The following is a 16,260-nucleotide window of genomic DNA, read 5'->3' on the forward strand; positions in this document are numbered from 1 at the left end:
GGAGCCGGCGAACCGGCCCCCGACCGCCCACCTCAGACCTCTTCGACCGAGCTCGGCTCGCGCCGGGACAGGTCGATGCCCAGCTCCTCCGCGGCCCGGAACACCTCGTCGTCGGTCTCGCGCATCTCCAGGGCCACGCCGTCGCTGGAGAGCACCTCGACGTTGAGGCACAGCGACTGCAGCTCCTTGAGCAGCACCTTGAACGACTCCGGGATGCCCGGCTCGGGGATGTTCTCGCCCTTGACGATCGCCTCGTAGACCTTCACCCGGCCCAGGACGTCGTCGGACTTGATGGTCAGCAGCTCCTGCAGGGCGTACGCGGCGCCGTACGCCTGCATCGCCCAGCACTCCATCTCACCGAAGCGCTGGCCACCGAACTGCGCCTTACCACCCAGCGGCTGCTGCGTGATCATCGAGTACGGGCCGGTCGACCGAGCGTGGATCTTGTCGTCGACCAGGTGGTTGAGCTTCAGGATGTAGATGTAGCCGACCGCGATCGGGTCGGGCAGCGGCTCGCCCGAGCGCCCGTCGAACAGCCGCGCCTTGCCCGAGGAGCCGATCAGCTGCTTGCCGTCCCGGTTGGGCAGGGTCGACGCGAGCAGACCGGAGATCTCCTCCTCCCGGGCACCGTCGAAGACCGGGGTGGCCACGTTGGTGTCCGGCTCGGACTCGTGCGCCTCGATCGAGCGGAGCTGGCGCTTCCACTCGGCGTCGTCGCCGTCGACACTCCAACCGGTCTTGGCCACCCACCCGAGGTGGGTCTCCAGGACCTGGCCGATGTTCATCCGGGACGGCACACCGAGCGGGTTCAGCACGATGTCGACCGGGGTGCCGTCCTCCAGGAACGGCATGTCCTCGATCGGCAGGATCTTGGAGATGACGCCCTTGTTGCCGTGGCGGCCCGCGAGCTTGTCACCGTCCTGGATCTTGCGCTTCTGGGCCACGTAGACCCGGACCAGCTCGTTCACACCCGGGGGCAGCTCGTCGCCGTCCTCCCGGGAGAAGGTACGCACGCCGATGACCGTGCCGGTCTCACCGTGCGGCACCTTCAGCGAGGTGTCCCGGACCTCGCGCGCCTTCTCGCCGAAGATCGCGCGGAGCAGCCGCTCCTCCGGGGTCAGCTCGGTCTCACCCTTCGGGGTGACCTTGCCGACCAGGATGTCGCCGGGGACGACCTCGGCGCCGATCCGGATGATGCCGCGCTCGTCGAGGTCGGCGAGCATCTCCTCGCTGACGTTCGGGATGTCGCGGGTGATCTCCTCCGGGCCGAGCTTGGTGTCCCGGGCGTCGACCTCGTGCTCCTCGATGTGGATCGAGGTGAGCACGTCCTGCTGCACGAGGCGCTGCGACAGGATGATCGCGTCCTCGTAGTTGTGGCCCTCCCAGGTCATGAACGCCACGAGCAGGTTGCGCCCGAGCGCCATCTCGCCCTCGTCGGTGCACGGACCGTCGGCGATGACCTGGCCGGCCTCGACGCGGTCGCCCTCGAAGACGACCGGCTTCTGGTTGACGCAGGAGCCGGCGTTGGAGCGGCGGAACTTGTGCAGCAGGTACGTACGGCGGTGGCCGTCGTCCTGGTGGACGGTGATGTAGTCGGCGCAGAGGTCCTCGACCACGCCACCGACCTCGGCGACGACGACGTCACCGGCGTCCACCGCCGCGCGGTACTCCATGCCCGTACCGACCAGCGGGGACTCGGCCTTGACCAGCGGCACCGCCTGGCGCTGCATGTTGGCGCCCATGAGCGCGCGGTTGGCGTCGTCGTGCTCGAGGAACGGGATCATCGCGGTCGCGACGGAGGTCATCTGCCGCGGCGAGACGTCCATGTAGTCCACGGCCTCCGGCGGCACGTCCTCGGTCTCACCGCCCTTACGGCGGACCAGGACGCGATCCTCGGCGAACGACCCGTCGGAGCGCAGCGGGGCGTTGGCCTGCGCCTTGACGAACCGGTCCTCCTCGTCCGCGGTCAGGTAGTCGATCTGGTCGGTGACCCGGCCGTTGACGACCTTCCGGTACGGCGTCTCGATGAAGCCGAACGGGTTGACCCGGGCGAAGGTGGAGAGCGCGCCGATCAGACCGATGTTCGGGCCTTCCGGCGTCTCGATCGGGCACATCCGGCCGTAGTGGGACGGGTGCACGTCGCGGACCTCGAAGCCGGCCCGTTCCCGGGACAGACCACCCGGGCCGAGCGCGCTCAGCCGCCGCCGGTGGGTCAGGCCCGCCAGCGGGTTGGTCTGGTCCATGAACTGGGACAGCTGCGAGGTGCCGAAGAACTCCTTGATCGCCGCCACCACCGGACGGATGTTGATCAGGGTCTGCGGCGTGATCGCCTCGACGTCCTGGGTGGTCATCCGCTCGCGGACGACGCGCTCCATCCGGGACAGGCCGACCCGAACCTGGTTCTGGATCAGCTCGCCCACGGTACGCAGGCGACGGTTGCCGAAGTGGTCGATGTCGTCGGCCTCGTAGCCCTCCTCACCGGCGTGCAGCCGGCAGAGGTACTCCACGGTGGCGACGATGTCGTCCTCGGTCAGCGTCCCGGTGGTGATCGGGACGTCGATCTCGAGCTTCTTGTTGAACTTGTACCGCCCGACCTTGGCCAGGTCATACCGCTTCGGGTTGAAGAAGAGGTTGTCCAGCAGGGTCTGGGCGTTCTCGCGGGTCGGCGGCTCGCCCGGACGGAGCTTGCGGTAGATGTCCAGCAGCGCCTCGTCCTGCCCGGCGATGTGGTCCTTCTCCAGCGTGGTCATCATCAGTTCGGACCAGCCGAACTTCTCGCGGATCTGCTCCGCCGACCACCCGATGGCCTTGAGCAGGACGGTGACGGCCTGCCGACGCTTGCGGTCGATACGGACGCCGACCGTGTCGCGCTTGTCGATGTCGAACTCCAGCCAGGCACCCCGGCTCGGGATGACCTTGACGCTGGAGAGGTCGCGGTCGGAGGTCTTGTCCGGCTGCTTGTCGAAGTAGACGCCCGGCGAGCGGACGAGCTGGCTGACCACGACGCGCTCGGTGCCGTTGATGATGAAGGTGCCCTTCGGCGTCATCATCGGGAAGTCACCCATGAACACCGTCTGGCTCTTGATCTCGCCGGTGGTGTTGTTGGTGAACTCCGCCGTCACGAACAGCGGGGCGCAGTAGGTCAGGTCCTTCTCCTTGCACTCCTCGATCGAGGCCTTGACCTCGTCGAAGCGCGGAGCCGAGAAGGAGAGCGACATGGTGCCGGAGAAGTCCTCAATGGGACTGATCTCGTCGAGGATCTCCGCGAGACCCGAGCGTGCGTGCGGGTCGTCGGCCGACCGGCCCTGCCAAGCCTCGTTGCCGACGAGCCAGTCGAAGGACTCGTTCTGGATGGCAAGGAGGTTGGGGACCTCGAGGTGTTCGGTGATCCTGCCGAAAGAAACTCGGCGGGGCGCGAAAGCGCTCGACGTACGACTGGTCTTCGCAGGGCGGGAAGCTGCCAAGATGCGTCCTTCCGAGGACCGGTGCTGCATAACGGCTGATACGCGTGCACTCCAATGACCCCACCAGAAATAGCCGTAATCGGACATTTCCGAGCAGGGGTCAAGTCGGAAGGCAGCGCAAACTAGCAGTGTAGCCGAGAGGCTAACCGCTGTCCAGCCCACCCCGCAGGTCGTCGCGGAACTTGCCTCGGGACCCAGGGAATCCGGGTCTACCGGGCCGCTCGGAACGCGACGTTCCTGCCGGGCCGCTCGGGCGCGACGGCCATGGTGCTGCCGCTGCCATTACCCGAGAGGTGGCCGTTGCAAGCGCGGAAGGTCTTGCTGGTGCCAGCGTGCCTGTCAGCCCGGTGTCGCGTCAAGGGCCGGTTACCGGTCGAGGTGGCTTTCCCCCCGACGGACTACCGACAGACGTCACTCCCAGACCCTACGCCGGACGCTGAACGCCCTGCTCACGCCACTTCCACCGGGCACCCCGCCATGCACGGCGGGCGGCGATCCTCATCTCGGATCACCGCCCGCCGCGACGCGGTGTGCCCCGGCTCACGCGAGCCGGAGACGCGTCAGATCGACCTCAAGGTCACTTGAGGGTGACCTTGGCGCCCTCGCCCTCGAGCTTGGCCTTGGCCTTCTCGGCGGTCTCCTTGTTGGCCTTCTCCAGGACCGCCTTCGGCGCGGCCTCGACCAGGTCCTTGGCCTCCTTCAGGCCCAGGCCGGTCAGCTCGCGCACGACCTTGATGACCTGGATCTTCTTGCCACCGTCGGCGTCGAGGATGACGTCGAACTCGTCCTTCTCCTCCTCGACCGGGGCAGCGGCACCCGCGGCACCCGGGGCGGCGGCGACGGCCACCGGGGCGGCCGCGGTGACCTCGAAGGTCTCCTCGAACTGCTTCACGAACTCAGAGAGCTCGATCAGCGTCATCTCCTTGAACGCGTCGAGCAGCTCGTCGGTGCTGAGCTTCGCCATGTCTGGCGTCCTTTCCTGAATGGTTTAACTAAGAACGTGGGTGCGCCGCGGGGCCTCAGGCCGCCTCGGCGCCCTCCTTCTCGCGCTTGTCCTGCAGGGCGGCCGCCAGACGCGCGGTCTTGGCGAGCGGAGCCTGGAACAGGGCCGCGGCCTTGCTCAGGTTGCCCTTCATGGCGCCGGCCAGCTTCGCCAGCAGCACCTCGCGGGACTCCAGGTCGGCGAGCTTCGTGACCTCGGCCGCGGAAATGGCCTTGCCCTCGAAGACACCGCCCTTGATGACGAGCTTCGGGTTGGCCTTCGCGAAGTCGCGAAGCCCCTTCGCCGCCTCGACGACGTCGCCCGAAACGAAAGTCAGCGCGGTAGGACCGGTGAACAGCTCGTCGAGGCCGGAGATGCCCGCGTCGGCCGCGGCACGCTTCGCCAGCGTGTTCTTCGCGACCGTGTAGCTGGTCTCCTTGCCGAGCGAGCGCCGCAGCTGGGTGAGCTGGGAAACCGTGAGCCCGCGGTACTCGGTCAGCACGGTGGCCCCCGCGTTGCGGAAGCTGTCGGTCAGCTCGGCGACGGCCGTGGCCTTGTCGGCCCGGATCGGCTTGTCCGCCATGTCCCTCCTCTCTCGTTACTCGGAGCTGGTACGCCGGCGACGAGCGGACGCTCGCGACGGCGCGGAGGCATCACGACAACGAGAAAAGCCCCGGCGCAGGGCGCACGGGGCGAGGGCCGGCACGATGAACGCGGTCGGCGGACCACGCACAGCACCGATTTTCGCTTGCCGCCCTGCGCGGGTCGCCCGTCATCGCGGGACCTTCGACCGTGCCGAGGCACGGTGACCAGCGGTCTCTGGGTGGAACTACGCGGCAAGAGTACGCGACGGGACCGGGCAGCACCAAATCGGCACCGGGTGCCCCGGGTCACGCTCACCCGATTCGGTGATCGACTCAAGATGCGGCACATCGCCCCGTCGCCGCAGCGGGAAAGGGCGGTGCGCGGCACACCGAGTCGATCGAGCGCGAGCGCCCACGGCGGTCAGGCGCGGGTACGACGCCCGCGTACGTAGCCGGCGAGCACCACCGCCGCCCAGGTGAGCGCCCAGCCGGTCAGCAGCAGGACGGTCGGGACCGCCAGCTCGCCGGCCAGCGCCCGCGCGACCGGCATCACCGGCGGCGCCAGCCACGGGACCACCGAACCGCTCAACCCCAGGACCAGGGCACCGACCACGCCGACCGTCAGCACGGCGACGCCGTAGCCGGCGCTGCGGGTGATCACCCGGCTGGCCAACGCGCCAAGCGCCACCGCCGCCGGCAGGGCGAGCAGGTGCGCCCAGACGCCGAGGGCGATCCCGGCGGGCACCGACCGACCGCCGGGCGGGACCTGCCCGGTCACCCCGCCGACCAGCCACGGGAAAACCAGCGCCAGGGCCACCGTGCCGAGCCCGGCCACCGCCGCCGCGACCAGGCCGGCAACCTGCTCCCGGGCCGGACCGACCACCACCCGGGCCAGCCGGCGTTGCACGTCCGGCTCCACGTCCAGCAGGAGCTTCGTCTGCCAGGCCAGCACCGGGAACAGCACCACCGCCGAGACGCCGTACGCCTCCGCCGGCTGGGCCCGGCCACCGCCGTAGAGGACGCCGAGGGCCAGCAGGCCGGCCAGCACCGGCGCCAGCGCCCGTCCGGTACGCAGGAAGCCCGCCAGCCGCAGCCGGACCAGCGCGATCACCGGGTCACCTCCCGGGCCGGACCGGTCAGGTCCCGCCCGGCCACCACTTCGCCGGCCGGCGGGGCGGCGGCCGGCTCGGCCGGGATCGGGACGTCGACCGGGCCGCCCTCGGAGCCCGGGTCGGCCGCGTGCCCGGGACCGTCGCCGCGCCGTGGGCCGTTCGCACGGGGCGGTACGGCCTCGGTCGGTGGCGCCGCGACGGGCGGCGGGGCGGTGTCGGGCAACGGCCCGGAATCGGGCCGCGGGGCGGGAGGCGGGGTGGCATCGGGCGGCGAGCCGGAATCGGGCCGCGTGGTGGGCGGCGGGGCGGGGTCGTCGCGTACCCGCAGGACGTGGTGCCCGTCGGCGCGCAACCGGGCGACGGCGGCGGCGACCCGGGCGGCCGGGACCGCAAGCTCCACCACCGCCATGGCCGCGCCCTCCGACGGCGCCTGCTCGGTGACCGTGCCGTCGGCTACCGTCCACTGCCGGGCGCCGGGCAGCCGGACGGTCTCCCCCCGGTGGTCGCTGACCAGCACCGTGCCGCCCTCGGCCAGCACCTCGTTGATGAACACCGGCACCAACTCGCGGGCGGCGGCATCCAGCCCCTCCCAGGGCTCGTCGAGGACGAGCAGGCCGGGCCGTCGCAGCAGGGCCTGGGCCAGGCCGACCTTCTGGGCGGTGCCCTTCGACAACTGGGGCAGCCGGACCCCGTGGAACCGGGCCAGGCCGAGCCGGTCGACCCAGTGCCGCACCGCCCGGTCGGCCTGCGGCCCGGAGAGGCCGGCGACCCGGCCCATCGCGGTGAGGTAGTGCGCCACGGTGAACGGCTGGTCGGCGGGGAAACGCTCCGGCACCCAGCCGACGGCGGCGGGCCGGTCGATCACGCGGCCGCGGGTTGGCCGGAGCCCGCCCGCCGCGAGTTGGAGCAGCGTCGACTTGCCCGCGCCGTTGCGCCCGAGCACCACCGCCGCCTCGCCCGGGCCGATCCGCACCTCGGTCTCCCGCAACACCCACGGGCCGCGTCGGTGGTAGCCGAACCAGACGTCCTCCAGCCGCATGCGACGAGCCTGCCACAGCGGGCAGACGAACGGGGCCCCGCCACGTGGGTGGCGGGGCCCCGTTAGGGCAGTCGTGCTCAGGCGTCGGCCGAGGTCTCCTGCAGGTTCTTCACCGCGTTCGGGTCGACCGGGACGCCCGGGCCCATGGTGGTGGTGAGGGTGACCTTCTTCAGGTACTTGCCCTTCGCCGCGGAGGGCTTCGAGCGCAGCACCTCGTCCAGCACCGCCGCGTAGTTGTCGATCAGCTGGGCCTCGGAGAACGAGGCCTTGCCGATGATCAGGTGGAGGTTGGAGTGCTTGTCCACCCGGAAGGTGATCTTACCGCCCTTGATGTCCGAGACGGCCTTGGCGACATCCATGGTCACCGTGCCGGTCTTCGGGTTCGGCATCAGGCCGCGCGGGCCCAGGATCCGCGCGATCCGGCCGATCTTGGCCATCTGGTCAGGGGTGGCGATCGCCGCGTCGAAGTCGAGCCAACCGCCCTGGATACGGGCGACCAGCTCGTCGGTGCCCACCTCGTCCGCACCCGCGGCGGCGGCCTCCTCGGCCTTCGCGCCGGCGGCGAAGACGATCACGCGGGCGGTCTTGCCGGTGCCGTGCGGCAGGTTGACCGTGCCGCGGACCATCTGGTCCGCCTTGCGGGGGTCGACGCCGAGGCGCATGGCGACCTCGACCGTGGCGTCGAACTTGACGTTGGTGGTCTCCTTGGCCAGCTTGACGGCCTCGGCGGGGGTGTAGAGCTTCGACCGGTCGATGACCTCGGCGGCCTTGCGGTAGTTCTTGCTGCGCTGCATGGCTTGTTACTCCTGTGGTCTTTGGCGGGCCCGCGACGTCCGCGGCCCTCCCACGAACTGATCAGGTGGAGCGGTGAGGCGAGGTCAGTCGGCGACGTTCAGGCCCATCGACCGGGCGGTGCCGGCGATGATCCTCTCGGCCTGGTCGAGGTCGTTGGCGTTGAGGTCAGCCATCTTCTTCTCGGCGATCTCGCGTACCTGGGCGCGGCTCACCGTGCCGACCTTCTCCTTGTTCGGGACGCCCGAACCCTTCTGCACGCCAGCGGCCTTGATCAGCAGCCGGGCAGCGGGCGGGGTCTTCAGCACGAAGGTGAAGGTGCGGTCCTCGTAGACGCTGATCTCGGCGGGGACGATGTCGCCCCGCTGCGACTCGGTCTGCGCGTTGTAGGACTTGCAGAACTCCATGATGTTCACGCCGTGCTGGCCGAGCGCGGGGCCGACCGGCGGCGCCGGAGTGGCCTGGCCCGCCGGCAGCTGAAGCGTGAACGTCTTGACGAGCTTCTTCTTCGGAGGCATGTCTCTTCCTGGGGCTTGGAACTGGGATTTTCGCCGGTCCGCGGGCACGCACGGTCAGCGTGCTGCGGACAGCCGACGTTCTAGGGTAGCGCAGCCGTCGCGCCGCCCCCCGCCGAGGTCCGCCGGGCGGGGAGACGACACACCGGCGGCGGCCGGATGCCCACCGCCGGCGCGAAGGCGTACGTCAGATCTTGGCGACCTGGTTGAAGTTGAGCTCGACCGGAGTCTCCCGGCCGAAGATCGACACCAGCACCTTGAGCTTCTGCTGGTCAGCGTTGATCTCGCTGATCGTCGCCGGCAGCGAGGCGAAGGCTCCGTCGGTGACGGTGACCGAGTCACCGACCTCGAAGTCGAGGACCTTGACCTCGGGCTTGGCCTTCTTCTCCACGGCCTCGACCGCCGGGGCCAGCCACTTCAGCACCTCGTCGAGGCTCAGCGGCGCCGGCCGGTCGGCCCGGTCGGTCGCGCCGACGAAGCCGGTGACCCCCGGGGTGTTCCGGACGCAGGAGTAGGACTCCGCGGTCAGCTCCATCCGGACCAGGATGTAGCCCGGGAAGACCTTCGCCTGGATCTGCGACCGCTTGCCGTTCTTGACCTCGACCTCTTCCCGGGTCGGCACCTCGACCTGGTAGATGTAGTCCTCCATGTCGAGGGAGGTGATCCGGGTCTCGAGGTTGGTCTTGACCTTGTTCTCGTAGCCGGCGTACGAGTGCACCACGTACCAGTCGCCGGGGGCGTAGCGCAGCTTCTGGCGCAGCTCGGCAACCGGGTCGAAGTCCTCGTCCGGGGCGGGCTCAGTCGTCGGGAATTCCGGCTCGCTGGCGGCCTCGACCGACTCGTTGTTGGCCGCCGTCGCCACCGTGGACTGCTCGTCCGGGGTCTCGGCGGTCTCGTCGTACTCAGGCACGCTCGCTCACTTCCGTCACTATGGCTGGTCGCCGGTCAGCTGGGGTTGCCGAAGACCCACAGCACCGCCTTCGCGAAGCCGAAGTCCAGGCCGGCCACGATCGCCAGCATCACCGCGACGAAGGTGACCACCACGCCCGTGTAGGTCAGCAGTTCCTTGCGGGTCGGCCAGATGACCTTACGCAACTCGGCCACGACCTCGCGGAAGAACCGCGCGATACGGGCGAAGACCCCGATCCGCTCGGTGTCCTTGCGGGTCTTCCGTCCCTCGGTCGACTCGGCCCGGGCCCGCTTACGGGTGGCGGTGCCGCCCCGGGAGACCGGCTCGTCCTCGCTCGTGGCGTCGTCTTCGGCCGTGTCGTCGACGACCGCGTCCTCAGGCAGACGCTCGTCGCCGGCGTCCTCGCCGCGCCGCTTGTTCTCGGCCACTTCGCCCTCCGTGCGGGATCTCGGGTCGCACGCTGAAGGGCGTGCGCGGCGTGTGGTCACGCCGGCCGGACCAACCGTCCCGCGACGGGCCGCGGCCGGCGGACCGACCGGGAGGACCCGAATGCCTCGGAACCACCCCGCCGGTGCCACCACCACGGGCCGGACGCCGCCATACGGCGGCGCGACCCACGGGAACGGTCAGGCCTGAGGCGCAGGGGTGACAGGACTTGAACCTGCAGCCTGCGGTTTTGGAGACCGCTGCTCTGCCAATTGAGCTACACCCCTGTGCGGCAGCACACCCCAACCCGGAACACGCAGTGCCGGGTAGGGGTTACTTGCCCCACGGCGGACCAGTGTACGGGTAGTCGGGCGACTTTCCCAACCGGTCTACCCCTCGCGCGTCGACCAGCCGGTCAGCGGGGTGTCCGGACGGTCGCCCGGGCCTGCGCCAGGACCTTCTCCCCGTGGCAGGTCGCAGTGATGTCGAGCCTGGTCAGGCCGTCCTCGGTGACCTCCTTGACCACCGCGCCGACCACGACCTCGGTGCCCTCGTCGGTGTCCGGCACGACCACCGGGCGGGTGAACCGCACGCCGAAGTCGACCACCGCGTCGGGCGCGCCGGCCCAGGCGGCGACCGCCCGGCCGACCAGCGCCATGGTGAACATGCCGTGGGCGATGACCCCGGGCAGGCCCACCTTGGTGGCGGTGCGGTCGCTCCAGTGGATCGGGTTGAAGTCGCCCGAGGCGCCCGCGTAGCGGACCAGGTCCGCACGGGTCACCTGGAACGTCTGGGTGGGCAGCTCCACGGTCAGGCCTCCCCGCGTACGACGATCTTGGACCAGACGGCCACCACGGGCTCGCCGGCGACGGTGCTCACATCCGTGCGGGTGGTCAGGAAGCCGTGCCCGCCCCGGTTGGTGATCTCCTCGATGGTGTTGACGCAGACCAGCTCGTCACCGGCCACCACCGGCCGGGTGTACGCGAACCGCTGGTCGCCGTGCACGACCCGGCTGTAGTCGACGCCGAGCGCCGGATCCTCGACGATCTGCCGACTGGCAGCCATGGTCACGATCACCGGGAAGGTCGGCGGGGCGACCACGTCGGAGTGACCGAGAGCGCGGGCCGCCTCAGGGTCGTGGTGGGCCGGGTCGGTGGCGCCGATGGCGGTGGCGAACTCGCGGATCTTTTCTCGGCCCACCTGATAGGGGGCGGTCGGCGGATAGGTCCGGCCGACGAAGGACGGGTCCAGGGACATGCCGCGAACCTACACGGAAAGCACAAACGCCGATCCGTACGGGCTGGCGGCTCGGAGCCACCGTCCGTGCGGATCGGCGTTCGAAGGTGTGCGGGACCGGGCCGGCAGGGCCGGCCGAGGGTCAGCGGGTCTCGCGGTGGACCGTGTGCCGGCCGTCGCGCGGGCAGAACTTCTTCAGCTCGATGCGGTCCGGGTCGTTACGGCGGTTCTTGCGCGTGATGTAGTTGCGCTCCTTGCACTCCACACACGCCAAAGTGATCTTCGGCCGGACATCGGTCGCCTTCGCCACGGCGGAGTGCCTTCCTCGCTAACGGGTAACAACTACGACGCATCAGCCTACGCCGTTACTGCGCAGACATGCAAAGTGGGCGCCTATGGCGCCCATCCCACCGACCACCGGGTGACCCGGAGGACGAGAGTAGCGGTGGCCGGACTTGAACCGGCGACACAGCGATTATGAGCCGCTTGCTCTGCCATCTGAGCTACACCGCCGTGGCGGGTCCAGCCGGACCCTCTGAGCCCCCTTACGGAATCGAACCGTAGACCTTCTCCTTACCATGGAGACGCTCTGCCGACTGAGCTAAGGGGGCCTGCCCGATCACCCCGTGGGGTGCCGCGCAGGGGAAACAGTACACGACCTTGCCCCCGAGGTGAAATCGGATCCCCCGTTACCGCGTCCGCGCAGTTCAGAGCACCGCGCGCAGGCGAGGCAGCTCGTCGGCGGCGCCCGCCTCCGGGTCGGCCTGGGCGCCGAACCAGGTCTCCAGCCGCTCGTACGGCAGCGGCCGGCTGAACAGGAAGCCCTGGCCGATCTCGCAGCCGATGTCCTGGAGCAGCTCCAGGGTCAGCTCGCTCTCCACGCCCTCGGCCACCACGGCCAGCCCGAACTGCTGGGAGAGCGTCACCACCGCGTTCACGATGGCCAGGTCGCCCGGATCGGTCGCCATCCCCTGCACGAACGACCGGTCGACCTTCACCTCGTTCACCGGCAGCCTGCGCAGCTGGGCCAGGGACGAGTTGCCGGTGCCGAAGTCGTCAACGGAGAGCCGGACACCGAGGTCACGCAGACGCCGCAGGGTGGGTATCGGACGCTCCGTGCCGTCCAGCACGCCGGACTCGGTGATCTCCAGGGTGAGCCGCTGCGGCGGCACACCGTACTCGTCGAGCAGCTCCCGTACCAGGGTGGGGAAATGCTGGTCAGTGAGGGTGCGGGCGGCAAGGTTGACCGACACGGCCAGCGGCTGCTCGCCGTGGCTCCAGTCCCGGCTGCGCCGCAGGCTCTCCCGGAGCACGAACTCGGTGAGCCGACCGAGCTGGCCGGTGTGCTCGGCCACCGCGACGAAGTCGTCCGGCGCGACCGTGCCGTGCGCCGGGTGCTCCCAGCGGGCCAGACACTCGACCCCGATCAGACGCCGGTCCCGCAACGTCACCTTGGGCTGGAAGTAGACCTCCAGCGCGCCGTCGTCCAGCGCCCGCCGCAGATCGCCGGCGAGGCCCAGCCGACGCAGCGACCGGGACTCCAACGCCGGGCTGTAGAGCTGGACGCTGCCCGGAACGGACTTGGCGGCCGTCGCCGCCAGATCCACCCGCTGGAGCAGGGTCACCGCGTCACTGCCATGGTCCGGGTGCACGGCCACCCCGACCGCGGTGTCCACGTCTAGGGTGAGCGCGTCGAAGACCATCTCGTCGCGGATCTGCTCGCGGATCCGCCCGGCCAACTCCAGCGCCGCCTCGGCGCTCTCCAGCCGCAGCGTCACCAGGAACTCGTCACCGCCGGCCCGGCCGACCAGTGCCGAGGAGGGCGCGCAGGCGCGCAGCCGTTCGGCGACCTCGACGAGGACCTTGTCACCGGCCGCGTGGCCGAGCGACTCGTTGACCTGGCGCAACCGGTCGACATCGAACAGCAGCAGCGCCACCACCTCGCCCGGCGCCCGGATCTTGACGGCCTCGCCCACCGCTGCGGTGATCCGGCGGCGGTTGGGCAGCTTGGTCAACGTGTCGTGGGTCGCGTCGTGCCTCAGCCGGTCGACCAGGCGGGAGTTCTCGAGGGCAACCGCGGCGTGCGCGGCGACCGTCTCGAAGACCGGTATGTCACTCTGGGTGAAATGGCCCACGTCGCTCAGCCGATTGGCGACTTCGAGCGTGCCGATCACCGCTTGACCGGAACGCAGGGGTACCACGATGACGTCCTTGACCTTCGCGTCGTTCGTCGCCCGGCGGGCCGCCTGCTCCACACCGAAGGCACGACCGACCGCCACGGTGCGGCCCTCCGTCGCGGCACGTTCCCGCAGTACGCCAGGTGTGTGCACCACGTCGAGCAGGCCCTTGTCATCGACCCGGGCGGTGAGCAGCACTTCGGGATGCCGGCCCTGCGCGGGCAGCCAGAGCGTGGCGTACTCGGCCTGCATCAGTGCTCGCACCCGGCCGAGGAGGGCGTCCGCAAGGGTGCCGTCCGGACCGCTCTCGGCGGTAGCCCGGGTCAGGTCGTACATCTGGGCGAGGGTGCGGTGTTGCCGGAAGAACTCCGCGTAGGACCGGTAGACCAGGACCAGTGCCGCCGCCAGCGTCGCGAGCAGCAGAACCGACCACCATGTGCTCTTGACCGCGATCAGGATCATCAGACCCATCGAGGTGTTGATCGCGGCGGTGAGCAACCCGGGCGGGGCGCTGCGAAGCGCGTCTCGCCCGGCCTGCCAGCCCTGCAGAAGGGTGTGCACACCAACGATGGCGGCGAGACTGACAACGATCACCGAGCCGACGGCCGTGAAGAGGATCATCCACGTGCCCGGCCCCACTCCCCGCATCCGTGGCAGGGCCTGGAGTACGAGCCCGGCCAGGGAGGTACCGGCGGCCGCCTTGGCCACGTTGAACCAGAACTTTGCCGGGGGGAGGCGATGCCGGGTCTGGGTGACCATCGACGCGATGGTGTAGATCACCACAACCGTCAGCGGTGGCAGCAGGGCGAGCGCCACGACGAGCGGGATCTCGGTCAGCGTCATGCCGAACGACTGCCGCCGGACCACGAAGTTGAGCACCGGAATGCCAACAACGACCATTACCACCAGCAATGCGGCAGCCAACGCCCACTCGCCGAAGGCCTCGTCTGCGACCAAGCCGGTAATCGTGGCGCAAACGACCGCGAGCAGTGCCAGTGGTCCGGTGATCAGCCAGGCGTGATCGTTGGATCTCCGTCGCGAACGTTCACGACCGGCCATGGCGCTCCCTACGGGCTACGGATCTGCAGGCTCCTTGCCCGTCAGACGTCTTCCCGCGTCAGTCAGACACCCCTGTCGGCGGGTGCGACGGTCCAGATGAAGTCCGCATTCGAGTAGCGACCAGCCACGCCGTTGTGGTGCCCGGTGTTGAACCCGATAGCCGCAGCGGCGGCGATCGCGAGGACCGAGCCAAGCAGCCGGCCCAACCGTCGACCAGACATGGTTACTCCTGTCGGCGAGCGTCACGGGGTTAGGGTTCCACGATCGTGCCACAGGGCTCGCACATAGAAAAGCGCTGGAACCCCGCCCGACACGGGGAGCTGGACAGGTTCCGTCGTTCGGCCCACACCCTGCGGCACACCTGGCCAGATCAGGGCCCTGCCGGGTCGACGGACTGGTTCACCTACTGCGGGTTCCGACCTAAACCCCAAATCGATCATCAGCCTCAAGGATCACGCTGAGTAGCCCTACCGCGGACACGCTCCGGCAAGACCCCCCGCACCCAGCCATAGGTCACCATACATGCATCACGCCCGAAACCAGACCCGGACGTCACTCCTCGGTCACCGAACGGGCCTGCCGACGTTGCGTCGATCCGCTACCCAGAACGAGCGGTGTGAGGAGCGCTGCCCGAGGCGTCCGGGGTCGAGGTCGTACCCGACCTGATCGCCGGCCCTGGCCAGCCTCCAGAGCTCGGTGTCAGGCCCACCACTTCGGATACCACCTCAGAACCTCCTCGGCGGACTTCGGTGGCCTGGGTGCCCTCTCCCGCCGGGCGGCGACGGCGGCCGGCGCATGAAACAGGAACGATCCGGCGGCGAGGAGCAGCGACGTGACCTTGTCGGACCAGCCCAACCACAGCCCAACGCCCCACGCGAGCCCGAGCAGAAACCCGACGAGCTGCGGACGCGCCGTGCGACGGGTCTAGATTTGATCGCCAAGACGCCGAGCCCCCGTCGTCCGCAGCGTACGGATGCCGGCTGATCGGGTGGCAGGTCAGCGTGACCGAACCCCGAAGCCGAGATCGATGTTTCCGCTTTCGTCCCGGTAACCGCCGACCGATCGGACTGGACTGCGCTCGACTGAACGACAACGGCCCCGGAGCGCGTTTTCGCAGCTCACGGGGCCGTTCTCGCACCTGGTGGCGGGTAGAGGATTCGAACCTCTGTAGCTTTCGCGACGGATTTACAGTCCGCTCCCATTGGCCGCTCGGGCAACCCGCCAGGGCGTGCCACCGCGTGTAACGCGGCAGCGGAAGCAAGGATAGCGGTTACCCCCGGGCCTCTCGCAACCGGGTACCGTCAGGGGGTCCCACCGCTGGTCAGCGGGGGACGGACCAGGACAGACCGCCGGACAGCAGGAGCATGAGCATGGCAGCGAACCCGTCGTTCGACATCGTGAGCAAGGTCGACCGGCAGGAGGTCGACAACGCCCTCCGCCAGGTGGAGAAGGAGCTCGCGACGCGGTTCGACTTCCGCGGCACCGGTGCGGAGATCTCCTGGGCGGGCGAGGAGGCGATCAGCCTCCAGGCGGAGACCGAGGAGCGGGTCCGGGCCGCCCTGGAGGTCTTCAAGGAGAAGCTGGTCAAGCGGAACATCTCGCTCAAGTCGCTGGACGCCGGCGACCCGCGCTCGTCTGGGAAGGTCTTCAAGATCGACGCCAAGGTGATCCAGGGCATCGACTCGGACAAGGCCAAGGCGATCAGCAAGAAGATCCGCGAGGAGGGCCCGAAGGGTGTCCAGGCCCAGATCCAGGGCGACCAGCTTCGGGTCACCGGCAAGAAGAAGGACGACCTCCAGGCCGTCATCGCGCTGCTGAAGGGCGAGGACTTCGGCGTCGCCCTTCAGTTCACCAACTACCGCTGAGGGTTCTCGGGAAATAGTCCCCGGTAGCCCCGGTGATCAACTCGGTGTGCGGCAAAGGGTGGTCTCGCGGTCGGGATTGGCCCCAACATGCCGCACACC

Annotated in this window: 15 protein-coding genes and 4 tRNA genes; 1 reads left to right on the forward strand and 18 read right to left on the reverse strand. The window is 69.5% G+C overall.

Translation table 11 applies throughout. The features are described 5' to 3' along the window. Positions 1-32 precede the first annotated feature (32 nt). The 18 genes from rpoB to GA0070604_RS28145 all read right to left on the reverse strand — a co-directional run bounded on the left by rpoB (position 33) and on the right by GA0070604_RS28145 (position 15,519). Positions 33-3,464: a DNA-directed RNA polymerase subunit beta gene (gene rpoB / locus GA0070604_RS28065; RefSeq protein ID WP_091125192.1), complete on the reverse strand. Its 3,432-nt coding sequence runs from the start codon at positions 3,462-3,464 to the stop codon at positions 33-35. Between the two features lie 577 nt (positions 3,465-4,041). After that, entirely contained in the window at positions 4,042-4,428 is a 387-nt protein-coding gene (rplL, locus tag GA0070604_RS28070) for a 50S ribosomal protein L7/L12 (RefSeq protein WP_091125196.1), read from the reverse strand. 55 nt (positions 4,429-4,483) lie between these two features. Further along, positions 4,484-5,029: a 50S ribosomal protein L10 gene (gene rplJ / locus GA0070604_RS28075; protein ID WP_091125200.1), complete on the reverse strand. Its 546-nt coding sequence runs from the start codon at positions 5,027-5,029 to the stop codon at positions 4,484-4,486. Positions 5,030-5,451: 422 nt separating this feature from the next. Continuing rightward, entirely contained in the window at positions 5,452-6,141 is a 690-nt protein-coding gene (locus tag GA0070604_RS28080) for a hypothetical protein (protein ID WP_091125203.1), read from the reverse strand. Then, entirely contained in the window at positions 6,138-7,181 is a 1,044-nt protein-coding gene (locus tag GA0070604_RS28085; RefSeq protein ID WP_244162100.1) for an ATP-binding cassette domain-containing protein, read from the reverse strand. Before GA0070604_RS28085 ends, GA0070604_RS28080 begins: the two co-directional genes overlap by 4 nt. Before the next feature lie 77 nt (positions 7,182-7,258). After that, the gene (gene rplA / locus GA0070604_RS28090) at positions 7,259-7,975 is read right to left on the reverse strand and encodes a 50S ribosomal protein L1 (RefSeq protein WP_091125206.1); all 717 of its coding nucleotides are present in this window, start codon (positions 7,973-7,975) and stop codon (positions 7,259-7,261) included. 84 nt (positions 7,976-8,059) lie between these two features. Continuing rightward, on the reverse strand, positions 8,060-8,491 hold the full coding sequence (gene rplK / locus GA0070604_RS28095; protein ID WP_091125210.1) for a 50S ribosomal protein L11: 432 nt from the start codon (positions 8,489-8,491) through the stop codon (positions 8,060-8,062). A 184-nt stretch (positions 8,492-8,675) separates the two neighbouring features. Next, complete coding sequence (gene nusG / locus GA0070604_RS28100; RefSeq protein ID WP_091125214.1) at positions 8,676-9,398, reverse strand: transcription termination/antitermination protein NusG; 723 nt, start codon at positions 9,396-9,398, stop codon at positions 8,676-8,678. Positions 9,399-9,433: 35 nt separating this feature from the next. Next, positions 9,434-9,826 (reverse strand): preprotein translocase subunit SecE, encoded by a 393-nt coding sequence (gene secE, locus GA0070604_RS28105; RefSeq protein ID WP_091125219.1) that lies wholly within the window; start codon positions 9,824-9,826, stop codon positions 9,434-9,436. Positions 9,827-10,038: 212 nt separating this feature from the next. After that, positions 10,039-10,111, reverse strand: a tRNA-Trp gene (locus GA0070604_RS28110). 128 nt (positions 10,112-10,239) lie between these two features. Then, positions 10,240-10,632: a MaoC/PaaZ C-terminal domain-containing protein gene (locus GA0070604_RS28115; RefSeq protein WP_091125221.1), complete on the reverse strand. Its 393-nt coding sequence runs from the start codon at positions 10,630-10,632 to the stop codon at positions 10,240-10,242. A 2-nt stretch (positions 10,633-10,634) separates the two neighbouring features. Then, positions 10,635-11,081, reverse strand: a complete 447-nt coding sequence (locus GA0070604_RS28120) for a MaoC family dehydratase N-terminal domain-containing protein (RefSeq protein ID WP_091125223.1) — start codon at positions 11,079-11,081, stop codon at positions 10,635-10,637. A gap of 121 nt (positions 11,082-11,202) precedes the next feature. Next, positions 11,203-11,370: a 50S ribosomal protein L33 gene (gene rpmG / locus GA0070604_RS28125; protein ID WP_007073056.1), complete on the reverse strand. Its 168-nt coding sequence runs from the start codon at positions 11,368-11,370 to the stop codon at positions 11,203-11,205. Positions 11,371-11,500: 130 nt separating this feature from the next. Continuing rightward, positions 11,501-11,573, reverse strand: a tRNA-Met gene (locus GA0070604_RS28130). A 25-nt stretch (positions 11,574-11,598) separates the two neighbouring features. After that, a tRNA-Thr gene (locus tag GA0070604_RS28135) sits at positions 11,599-11,671 on the reverse strand. Between the two features lie 96 nt (positions 11,672-11,767). Continuing rightward, a complete protein-coding gene (locus tag GA0070604_RS28140) occupies positions 11,768-14,296 on the reverse strand; it encodes a putative bifunctional diguanylate cyclase/phosphodiesterase (protein ID WP_091125226.1) in 2,529 nt (842 codons plus the stop codon). Positions 14,297-14,358: 62 nt separating this feature from the next. Further along, positions 14,359-14,517, reverse strand: a complete 159-nt coding sequence (locus GA0070604_RS32805; protein ID WP_167363374.1) for a hypothetical protein — start codon at positions 14,515-14,517, stop codon at positions 14,359-14,361. Between the two features lie 918 nt (positions 14,518-15,435). After that, positions 15,436-15,519, reverse strand: a tRNA-Tyr gene (locus GA0070604_RS28145). Between the two features lie 147 nt (positions 15,520-15,666). On the opposite strand from GA0070604_RS28145, the gene GA0070604_RS28150 reads away from it, so the two are divergent. Further along, complete coding sequence (locus GA0070604_RS28150) at positions 15,667-16,161, forward strand: YajQ family cyclic di-GMP-binding protein (protein ID WP_091125230.1); 495 nt, start codon at positions 15,667-15,669, stop codon at positions 16,159-16,161. Positions 16,162-16,260: the final 99 nt, after the last annotated feature.

Origin of the sequence: Micromonospora eburnea (assembly GCF_900090225.1) — a bacterium.
Classification (GTDB): Bacteria; Actinomycetota; Actinomycetes; order Mycobacteriales; family Micromonosporaceae; genus Micromonospora; species Micromonospora eburnea.

Bases quoted from the DNA above. Each gene is read 5' to 3' on its own strand.
- rplL (WP_091125196.1), bottom strand. From the start codon at position 4,428: ATGGCGAAGCTCAGCACCGACGAGCTGCTCGACGCGTTCAAGGAGATG.
- rplJ (WP_091125200.1), bottom strand. From the start codon at position 5,029: ATGGCGGACAAGCCGATCCGGGCCGACAAGGCCACGGCCGTCGCCGAG.
- GA0070604_RS28085 (WP_244162100.1), bottom strand. From the start codon at position 7,181: ATGCGGCTGGAGGACGTCTGGTTCGGCTACCACCGACGCGGCCCGTGG.
- rplA (WP_091125206.1), bottom strand. From the start codon at position 7,975: ATGCAGCGCAGCAAGAACTACCGCAAGGCCGCCGAGGTCATCGACCGG.
- rplK (WP_091125210.1), bottom strand. From the start codon at position 8,491: ATGCCTCCGAAGAAGAAGCTCGTCAAGACGTTCACGCTTCAGCTGCCG.
- GA0070604_RS28120 (WP_091125223.1), bottom strand. From the start codon at position 11,081: ATGTCCCTGGACCCGTCCTTCGTCGGCCGGACCTATCCGCCGACCGCC.
- GA0070604_RS28140 (WP_091125226.1), bottom strand. From the start codon at position 14,296: ATGGCCGGTCGTGAACGTTCGCGACGGAGATCCAACGATCACGCCTGG.
- GA0070604_RS32805 (WP_167363374.1), bottom strand. From the start codon at position 14,517: ATGTCTGGTCGACGGTTGGGCCGGCTGCTTGGCTCGGTCCTCGCGATC.
- GA0070604_RS28150 (WP_091125230.1), top strand. From the start codon at position 15,667: ATGGCAGCGAACCCGTCGTTCGACATCGTGAGCAAGGTCGACCGGCAG.